Source organism: Streptomyces anandii JCM 4720, from assembly GCF_014650655.1.
In the GTDB taxonomy this organism is placed as follows: domain Bacteria; phylum Actinomycetota; class Actinomycetes; order Streptomycetales; family Streptomycetaceae; genus Streptomyces; species Streptomyces anandii.
The window spans coordinates 171,537-180,225 of record NZ_BMVJ01000003.1; the positions used below are offsets into that span (position 1 = coordinate 171,537).

At 71.9% G+C, this 8,689-nt stretch carries 10 protein-coding genes; 4 read left to right on the forward strand and 6 right to left on the reverse strand.

Translation table 11 applies throughout. The features are described from left to right. The 4 genes from IE249_RS36490 to IE249_RS06755 all read right to left on the reverse strand — a co-directional run. Positions 1-693: serine/threonine-protein kinase (locus IE249_RS36490; RefSeq protein ID WP_229857718.1), on the reverse strand; the 693-nt coding region annotated here is incomplete at its 3' end. A 64-nt stretch (positions 694-757) separates the two neighbouring features. Further along, complete coding sequence (locus IE249_RS06745; protein ID WP_189704175.1) at positions 758-1,555, reverse strand: oxygenase MpaB family protein; 798 nt, start codon at positions 1,553-1,555, stop codon at positions 758-760. Between the two features lie 99 nt (positions 1,556-1,654). After that, positions 1,655-2,833, reverse strand: a complete 1,179-nt coding sequence (locus IE249_RS06750; protein ID WP_189703845.1) for an acyl-CoA dehydrogenase family protein — start codon at positions 2,831-2,833, stop codon at positions 1,655-1,657. 133 nt (positions 2,834-2,966) lie between these two features. After that, the gene (locus IE249_RS06755) at positions 2,967-3,350 is read right to left on the reverse strand and encodes a four-helix bundle copper-binding protein (protein WP_189703846.1); all 384 of its coding nucleotides are present in this window, start codon (positions 3,348-3,350) and stop codon (positions 2,967-2,969) included. Positions 3,351-3,474: 124 nt separating this feature from the next. Between IE249_RS06755 and IE249_RS06760 the strand changes: the two genes are divergently transcribed. The 4 genes from IE249_RS06760 to qcrB all read left to right on the forward strand — a co-directional run bounded on the left by IE249_RS06760 (position 3,475) and on the right by qcrB (position 6,449). Then, positions 3,475-3,879: a ChaB family protein gene (locus IE249_RS06760; RefSeq protein ID WP_189703847.1), complete on the forward strand. Its 405-nt coding sequence runs from the start codon at positions 3,475-3,477 to the stop codon at positions 3,877-3,879. A gap of 61 nt (positions 3,880-3,940) precedes the next feature. Beyond that, the gene (locus IE249_RS06765) at positions 3,941-4,306 is read left to right on the forward strand and encodes a DUF6479 family protein (protein ID WP_189703848.1); all 366 of its coding nucleotides are present in this window, start codon (positions 3,941-3,943) and stop codon (positions 4,304-4,306) included. Positions 4,307-4,390: 84 nt separating this feature from the next. Continuing rightward, complete coding sequence (locus IE249_RS06770) at positions 4,391-4,744, forward strand: DUF8129 domain-containing protein (RefSeq protein ID WP_189703849.1); 354 nt, start codon at positions 4,391-4,393, stop codon at positions 4,742-4,744. An 88-nt stretch (positions 4,745-4,832) separates the two neighbouring features. Then, on the forward strand, positions 4,833-6,449 hold the full coding sequence (qcrB, locus tag IE249_RS06775) for a cytochrome bc1 complex cytochrome b subunit (RefSeq protein ID WP_189703850.1): 1,617 nt from the start codon (positions 4,833-4,835) through the stop codon (positions 6,447-6,449). Here qcrB and ctaF read toward each other — a convergent pair. Both ctaF and ctaD read right to left on the reverse strand, forming a co-directional pair. Beyond that, positions 6,398-6,907 (reverse strand): aa3-type cytochrome oxidase subunit IV, encoded by a 510-nt coding sequence (gene ctaF, locus IE249_RS06780; protein ID WP_189703851.1) that lies wholly within the window; start codon positions 6,905-6,907, stop codon positions 6,398-6,400. The two genes, qcrB and ctaF, sit on opposite strands and share 52 nt — an antisense overlap. Next, positions 6,904-8,505 (reverse strand): aa3-type cytochrome oxidase subunit I, encoded by a 1,602-nt coding sequence (ctaD, locus tag IE249_RS06785; protein WP_444544806.1) that lies wholly within the window; start codon positions 8,503-8,505, stop codon positions 6,904-6,906. The genes ctaF and ctaD overlap by 4 nt, the downstream gene beginning before the upstream one ends. Between the last annotated feature and the right edge of the window lie 184 nt (positions 8,506-8,689).

The window sequence follows — 8,689 nt, forward strand, 5'->3', positions numbered from 1 at the left end:
GACGAGGACCGCCCAGGCGTCGTCGAGGTCGAACGGCGGGGCCCCGGTGGAGATCTCGTAGAGCACGCAGCCGAGCGAGTACAGATCGCTGCGCCGGTCGACGCCGGAGCCGCCGATCTGCTCGGGCGACATGTAGTGCGGGGTGCCCATCGCGACGTTGGTGCCGGTGAGCCGGGCGGTGAAGCCGATGTCGTGGCCGAGGCGGGCGATGCCGAAGTCGCAGATCTTCACCGTGCCGTCGGCCAGCCGCACGATGTTCGCGGGCTTGAGGTCCCGGTGCACGATGCCCTGCCGGTGCGTGTAGGCGAGCGCGGCCGCGACCTGCTCGGCGATCTCGACGACCTCGGCGACGGGAAGCGGCCGGCGGCCGTTGCCGGCGAGGAGCCGGCCGAGGTCGCTCCCGTCGAGCAGCTCCATCACCAGGTACAGGACACCGTCGTCCTCGCCGAAGTCGTGCACGACGGTCACCCCGCGGTGCTGGAGCGCGGCCGCCACCCGGGCCTCGCGCCGGAACCGCTCGCGCAGCATGCGCGCGAAGGACGCGTCGTGCGGCGGGCCGAGCGGCTTGAGGCACTTCACGGCGACATGGCGGCCCAGCGACTCGTCGCGCGCCCGCCACACCTCGCCCATGCCGCCCCGCCCGATCGCCTCCAGCAGCCGGTACCGGCCGTGGATCAGCCTGCTGTCCGCCATCTCGCGCCGCCGCCCCCGTCGCCCCCGGGCCCCGCCCCCCAGGGCCCGCGCCCAGTATGGCGGGCTATCGTCCGACTTTGTACGGTGCGGGCCGTGCGCCGGGGCCGAGCCTCGCCATCGCGCGCAGGATGTGTTTGGGCGGCAGTTGCCAGCGCAGACGTGCGGGAATGCCGCGCAGCACCGCCCCCGTGGCCCGCAGCCGGCGCGTGACGGCGGCGGGTGCGGGGGCCGGTCTGCCGTAGAGCTCGTGGGCGTACGGCGGCAAAGAGGCGTACGCGAGCTGCGCCACGCGCCGCCACAGCACCTCCCGCGCCGGGACGAGCAGCGGGTGCGTCGGCGGGCGGAGCAGGAAGTCGTCCACCGCCCGGGCGTCGGCCCCGGCGGCCAGCCGGGGGCGCACCTCGGTGAAGTAGGCGGCCATCTCGGCCCGGTTCGCGGGGACTTCGGCGGGGTCGAGGCCCACCAGGCGGGCGCTGACGCGGTGTTCGGCGAGGTAGCGGTCGGCCTGGGCGTCGGTGAGGGGGTATCCGGAGCGGCGCAGCACGTGCAGATAGGAGTCGATCTCGGCGCAGTGCACCCACAGCAGCAGGTCGGGAGCGTCGATGGCGTACGCCCGGCCGGTCGCGGGGTCGGTCGCCGACAGCATGGCGTGGATCTTGCGGACCCGGGCGCCCGCCCGCTCGGCGGCCTCGGTGGTGCCGTACGTCGTGGTCCCGACGAAGTTCGCGGTCCGCATGAGCCGGCCCCAGGCGTCGCGCCGGAAGTCGGAGTTCTGCATCACCCCTCGCACCGCGAGCGGGTGCAGGGCCTGGAGGTAGAGCGCGCGGACGCCGGCGACCCACATCATCGGGTCGCCGTGCATCTGCCAGGTCACCGATCCGGGCCCGAACAGCCCGGGGTCGGGGGCCGGGCCCGGACGGGGGCGGGGGTCGCCTGCGCGCGTGGTCGCCACCACGGCAGGCTAACGCCGTACCCGCGGCATCCCCAGGCCGATCCAGGAGATGATCTCGCGCTGGATCTCGTTGTTGCCCCCGCCGAAGGTGAAGATGACCGCGGAGCGGTACCCGCGCTCCAGTTCGCCGTGCAGGACCGCCCCGGCCGAGCCCTCCTTGAGGGCGCCCGCGGCGGCGACGACCTCCATCAGCCAGGCGTAGGCGTCACGGCGGGCCTCGGAGCCGTAGACCTTGACGGCGGAGGCGTCCTGCGGGGTGAGGGTGCCGTCCTGGACGGCGCCGACCATGCGCCAGTTGAGCAGCTTGAGCGCCTCCAGCCTGACGTGCGTCCGGGCCAGCCGGCGGCGCACCCAGGGCAGGTCGATCACGCGGCGGCCGTCGGAGAGCTTGGCGGCGGCGGCCCAGCGCCGCACGTCGTGCAGGGCGCGGATGGCCATGGTGCCGTGCGCGGCGAGGGTGACGCGCTCGTGGTTGAGCTGGTTGGTGATCAGCCGCCAGCCCTGGTTCTCCTCGCCGACGCGGTGGGAGACGGGGACGCGGACGTTCTCGTAGTAGCTCGCCGTGGTGTCGTGGGAGGCGAGGGTGTGGATCACCGTGCAGGAGTAGCCGGGGTCGGTGGTCGGCACCAGGAGCATGGTGATGCCCCGGTGCGGCGGGGCGGCGGGGTCGGTGCGCACGGCCAGCCACACCCAGTCGGCGGTGTCGCCGTTGGTGGTCCAGATCTTCTGCCCGTTGACGACGTACTCGTCGCCGTCGCGCACCGCGCGGGTGGTGAGGGAGGCGAGGTCGGTGCCGGCGGCGGGTTCGCTGTAGCCGATGGCGAAGTCGATCTCGCCGGAGAGGATCCTCGGCAGGAAGTACGCCTTCTGCTCCTCGCTGCCGTAGCGCATCAGCGTGGGGCCGACCGTGTTGAGCGCCATCAGGGGCAGCGGGACGCCGGCCTGGGCGGCCTCGTCGAAGAAGACGAACTGCTCCATGGGGGTCAGGCCCCGGCCGCCGTACTCCTCGGGCCAGCCCACTCCCAGCCAGCCGTCGGCGCCCAGGCGCCGGATGGTGGAGCGGTAGAACCGCTTCTGCGCGGCCGGGTCGTCGTGGCGGGCGTAGGCGTTGTCCGGCACGAGTCCGGCGAAGTAGGCGCGCAGTTCGCTGCGCAGCCGCTGCTGCTCGGGCGTGTGGTCGAGGTGCACGGCGCCTCCAGGCTCCCAAGGCCGGTTCGACGGCGCACACGGTAGAACGCGTTGCAGAAATTGGGAATGCCGGTGCGGCGTCGCGTTGCGCGCCCGTCGGACGCCGCGGCCCCCGGATGCGTGCGCGCCGGTGTCAGGCCAGGGTCGCCATGAAGTCGCCGCAGGCGCGGGCGCAGGCGCGGCAGGCCTCGGCGGTCTGCTCGGCGCCGGGCCGGCGGTCGAAGACGTGGGCGCTCTCCAGGCAGACGGTCCGGCACCACTCCAGCTGGACGCGGATGCCGTCCTCGTCCTGCCGGTTCTGCTCGGACAGCACCCGGCAGGTCGCGTCGCACACCTCCGCGCACATGATGCCCTTGCGGCGCAGGAGCTCCTGCTCGTCACCGCTGCCGGGATCCACCAGACTGGCGCGCAGCGCACAGGCCCGGGCGCAGTCCGTGCACGCCTGCGCGCAGGCGAACCGGTCCTCGAGGAACTGGATGAGTTCCTGTTGCGAAGTCGTCGTCGATGTCGTAGTCACAGGGCTCGGGTAGCCGGTGCCATCACCGCCAAACCCCGTGCTCGCAGGGGTACCGGTCCGTTTTCGGCCTGCCCGGCGGGGCACCCGTCCGGCCCCGGAAGCGACGCGACACGGAGGTGGGACCATGCCCGGAGAGCAGGAGCTGCCGTCGACGCTGGAGCGCTCCCCCGAGGACGCCCGGCGCACCTGGATCAAGGCCCACGACTCGGCGGTGGAGAGCTACGGCGAGGGCGAACGGGCGCACCGGGTGGCCTACGGCGCGCTGAAGCACAAGTACGAGAAGGTCGGCGACCACTGGGAGCGCAAGGAGGGCGGCCGCAAGGGCCCCTCCGACCCGCAGTCGGCCCGGCCGCGCGGCCGGGGCGGGCGCAGCGGCGAGGGCGTCGACGAGAGCGCCTCCAAGGAGCACCTGTACGGCCTGGCCAGGCGTCTGGGTGTGGAGGGCCGCTCCCGGATGTCCAAGGGCGAGCTGCTGGACGCCGTCCGCAAAGCCAACCGGTCGAAGACCCGCGAGGCCCGCTCCGGCTGAGCCGGACGCCGGCCCGCCGGGCGAGCAGGTTCGCGCCCCGGTCCAGGGGTACCCGCAGGTCATGAGTACCGCATCGCTGGACATCGCCGCTCAGGGTGCCGCCATCGGCATCTGGCCGTTCGTCATCGGTCTCGTCCTGGTGGCGCTCCTGATCGGCGCCTTCTGGATGGGGATCCGCGTCCGCCGCCGCGAGCCGGCGCCGCCGCGCCCGGAGGAACAGCCCCGGGTGCCCGAGGGCGGCCCGGTCGGCGAGGTGCTGGAGAACCGCGAGCCGGACGAGGTGCCCCGCGGCCGTGACCGGCTGACCCCGCACCAGCTCAAGGAGCACGGCAACCTCGGGTCCCGGACCAGCCCGACGCAGGCCCGCCCCCGCTGGGACGAGGGCAGCAGCGGCGCGTTCGGCAGCGGTGGATCCGGCGGCCGCTGACGCGGCCGGCCCCACCCGTCAGGCCGTCGCAGCGGCCGCCGAACAGGCTGACGCACAGGCCGTCGTACAGAGGAAGTGAGATCCATGGCCGACGACTCCGGCCGCAGCACCCTGCCCCTGCCCGACTACGACCATCTCCCGCTGGGCGCGCTGGAGAGCCGGGTGCGCTCGCTGACCGCCGGGGAGGTCGAGGAGCTGCTGGCCTTCGAGCGCACGCACGCCGACCGCCTGCCGGTCACCGAGGTGCTGACCGCCCGGCTGCAGCAGCTGAAGTCCGGCGCCCAGCCGACTCACGGCGACCCGTCGGCGCTGCGCCCCGAACAGGGCGAGAGCCGGGCGGGCTCCCCGGTGACCCCGGCGACCTCGCCTCAGCCCTCCAGCCCGCCGCCGCACGGCACCCCGGACCAGCGCGGCAAGCCGAAGGGCAACCGCACGTAGGACCCTTCGGGAACCGCCCGCGCGCCACCGCGCGTGGAGAAGGCGTCACACCTGGTTTCCGTGCCCGGCGTCCGGGCACCCGTGCGCCGTGCTGTTGCGGAAGAGAAGGGCCCGGGCATCGGCCCGGGCCCGTCATGCGGCGGAGCGTACGACCGACTACCTGGACGGGCGGCTACCGGTGTCGGAAGGGGGTGGCCTTCTGCGGAAGGCCTTCCCCGAGCACTGGTCGTTCCTGCTGGGCGAGATCGCCCTCTACAGCTTCGTCGTCCTGCTGCTGACGGGCGTGTGGCTGACCCTGTTCTTCCATCCGGCGATGACGGAGGCCGTCTACAACGGCTCCTACACCCCGCTCGACGGGATCCGGATGTCTGACGCCTACCGGTCGACCCTGCACATCAGCTTCGACGTGCGCGGCGGGCTGCTGATCCGGCAGCTGCACCACTGGGCGGCGCTGGTGTTCCTCGCGGCGATCGGCGTGCACCTGCTGCGGGTGTTCTTCACCGGCGCGTTCCGCCGGCCCCGCGAGATCAACTGGATGATCGGCGTGACGCTGTTCCTGCTCGCGCTCGCCGAGGGCTTCGCGGGCTACTCGCTCCCCGACGACCTGCTGTCGGGCACGGGACTGAGGATCGCCCAGGGCATCATGCTGTCGGTGCCGGTGGTGGGCACGTACATCAGCTTCTTCGTCTTCGGGGGCCAGTACCCCGGGCACGAGCTGATCTCCCGGCTGTACTCGCTGCACATCCTGCTGATCCCCGGGCTCCTGCTCGCGCTCGTCACCGCCCATCTGATCCTCGTCTTCTACCTCAAGCACACCCAGTGGGCCGGCCGCGGCCGCACCAACGGCAACGCGGTGGGCAAGCCCCTGTACCCGCAGTTCATGGCCAGTTCGCTCGGCCTGTTCTTCATGGTGTCCGGGCTGCTGACCCTGCTCGCCGGGCTGGCCCAGATCAACCCGATCTGGGTGTACGGCCCCTACCGTCCCGACGCGGTGTCGACGGGTTCCCAGCCCGACTGGTACGTCGGCTTCCTGGAGGGCTCGCTGCGCCTGGTGCCGCCGTGGGAGACGTCGGTCGCGGGGCACACGGTCATGTGGAACGTCTTCCTGCCCGCCGTGGTGCTGCCGCTCGCGCTGTTCGCGGTGCTGTACGCGTATCCGTTCTTCGAGGCGTGGATCACCGGCGACCAGGAGGAGCACCACCTGTGCGACCGGCCCCGCGACAAGCCGGTGCGCACCGGGCTGGGCGTCGCCGCGATCACCTTCTACGCCGTTCTGCTCGCGGCGGGCGGCAACGACATCATCGCGCACACCTTCAAGGTCTCCCTCAACGCTTTGACCTGGATCTTCCGTATCTCGCTGGTGGTCCTGCCGCCGCTTGCGTTCATGGTCACCAAGCGGATCTGCCTGGCCCTGCGGGAGGCCGAGCTGGAGCGGCTGGCGGAGGGCGAGGAGACCGGCCAGGTGCGCCAGACGGTCGCCGGCGGATACACCGAGAGCCATGAGCCGGTCGACGAGGAGACGCGCTACGTCATCCTCAGCCGGCGGCTGCCGCGCCCGCTGGAGTCCCCCGAGAACGGCGACGGGGACGTACCGCAGCTGCAGCGGCTGCGGGCCACGCTGAGTTCCTGGTACTACGGCGACCGGGTGGCCGTTCAGGACGGCGAGGACCCGGAGCCGGAGTCGGCGCGCGAGCTGGAGGGCTGAGCGCCCGGGGCGGCGGGCCGGCGTGCCCGGACCACGACGACGTCCGGGCCGGTCGGCGCGCTGCCCGGGTCGTCGCGGCCCGCGTGCTGGAACACCAGGCCGACGAGGCCGAAGCCCAGTGTCCCGAAGCCCATCAGCGCCAGCCACAGGCCGAAGACGATGCCCAGGGCGAGCACGACCGCGCCGAGGGCGACCACGACCGGCCACGGGCTGTGCGGGGAGAAGAAGTCCAGCGGGCCAGCGGTGTCCACCACCTCGGCCTCGGTGCGGTCCTGGGCGCGCGGGCCGCGCCTGCGGTACTGCACGTGCAGGAAGAACGCGACGAGCGCGGCCATCAGCGCGGCCACGCCCAGGGCGGCGGTGCCGGCCGGTTCCGTGTGGCTCCACCAGCCGTAGCCGCCGGAGGCGAGGGCGAAGAAGAGGGACACACCGGCGAAGAGCCGGGACTCGGTTTTCACTGTGCCTGCTCCTGCCTCTGGTCGTGCCGGGTGACGTCGGGGTGGTGCAGGTCGAAGGCCGGGGACTCGGAGCGGATCCTCGGCAGCGCGGTGAAGTTGTGCCGTGGGGGCGGGCACGACGTGGCCCACTCCAGGGACCGGCCGTAGCCCCAGGGGTCGTCGGTCTCCGCCTTGCGGCCGTACTTCGCCGACCGCCACACGTTGTAGAGGAAGGGCAGCGTGGACAGGCCGAGCAGGAAGGCGCCGATGGAGCTGATGGTGTTGAGCAGCGTGAACCCGTCGGCGGCCAGGTAGTCGGCGTAGCGGCGGGGCATGCCCATCTCGCCCAGCCAGTGCTGGACGAGGAAGGTGGTCTGGAAGCCGGTGAACAGCGTCCAGAAGTGGATCTTGCCCAGGCGTTCGTCGAGGAAGCGGCCGGTGAACTTGGGCCACCAGAAGTAGAAGCCGGCGAACATGGCGAACACCACGGTCCCGAAGAGGACGTAGTGCAGATGGGCCACGATGAAGTAGCTGTCGGTGAGGTGGAAGTCGAGCGGCGGGGAGGCGATCAGGACGCCGCTCATCCCGCCGAGCAGGAAGGTCACCATGAAGCCGAGCGACCAGAGCATCGGCGTCTCGAAGGACAGCGAGCCCTTGTGCATGGTGCCGATCCAGTTGAAGAACTTCACCCCGGTCGGCACGGCGATCAGGAAGGACATCAGCGAGAAGAACGGCAGCAGCACCGCGCCGGTGGCGAACATGTGGTGCGCCCACACCACCGCGGACAGCATGGTGATCGCGATGGTCGCGCCCACCAGGGTGAGGTAGCCGAAGACCGGCTTGCGGCTGAACACCGGGATGATCTCGGAGACGATGCCGAAGAACGGCAGCGCGACGATGTAGACCTCGGGGTGCCCGAAGAACCAGAACAGGTGCTGCCACAGCAGGGCACCCCCGTCGGCCGCCTCGAAGATGTGCGCGCCGAACTTCCGGTCCGCCTCCAGCGCCAGCAGCGCGGCGGTCAGCACGGGGAACGCCGGCAGCACCAGGATCGAGGTGAACAGCGCGTTCCAGGTGAAGATGGGCATGCGGAACATGGTCATGCCGGGCGCGCGCAGGCACAGGATCGTGGTGATGAAGTTGACGGCGCCGAGCGTCGTGGACAGTCCGGTGACGACCAGCCCCATCACCCAGAGGTCACCGCCCGCGCCGGGGCTGCGCATCGCGCTGTTGAGCGGCGCGTAGGCGAACCAGCCGAAGCCGGCCGCTCCCCCGGGCGCCAGGAACCCGGACACCACCATCAGCCCGCCGAACAGGTACAGCCAGTACGACAGCGCGTTCAGGCGCGGGAAGGCGACGTCGGGCGCGCCGATCTGCAGGGGCATCACGGCGTTGGTGAACCCGGCGAACATCGGGGTCGCGAACAGCAGCATCATCACCGTGCCGTGGATGGTGAACAGCTGGTTGTACTGCTCGTTGCTGAACAACTGGAGCCCCGGGCGCGCGAGTTCGGCCCGCATCAGCAGGGCGAGCACGCCGCCGAAGAGGAAGAACGAGAACGCCGTCGCCATGTAGAGGTTGCCGATCACCTTGTGATCGGTCGTGGTGGCCCAGCGCATGAGGGCCCGTCCGAATCTCGGTCGTGTCCGCCGCGGCGCCTGACGCGGCCGCTGCGCGATCTCCCTGTCCACCGCCATGCGCCGTGGGTACCCGGGCCCGTCGGTCTCACGCCGTCCGTTCCGGACGGCTGCCCGGGTGCGTGCGGCCGGTCGTGCCGCGATGATGGTGCCAGATCCTGTCGTC

What these genes read in the sequence shown, in the direction of transcription:
- IE249_RS06745 (WP_189704175.1), bottom strand. Translation starts at nt 1,555, where the DNA reads ATGCACGGCGACCCGATGATGTGGGTCGCCGGCGTCCGCGCGCTCTAC.
- IE249_RS06760 (WP_189703847.1), top strand. Translation starts at nt 3,475, where the DNA reads ATGCCCGGAGAGCAGGAGCTGCCGTCGACGCTGGAGCGCTCCCCCGAG.
- IE249_RS06765 (WP_189703848.1), top strand. Translation starts at nt 3,941, where the DNA reads ATGAGTACCGCATCGCTGGACATCGCCGCTCAGGGTGCCGCCATCGGC.
- IE249_RS06770 (WP_189703849.1), top strand. Translation starts at nt 4,391, where the DNA reads ATGGCCGACGACTCCGGCCGCAGCACCCTGCCCCTGCCCGACTACGAC.
- ctaD (WP_444544806.1), bottom strand. Translation starts at nt 8,505, where the DNA reads ATGCGCTGGGCCACCACGACCGATCACAAGGTGATCGGCAACCTCTAC.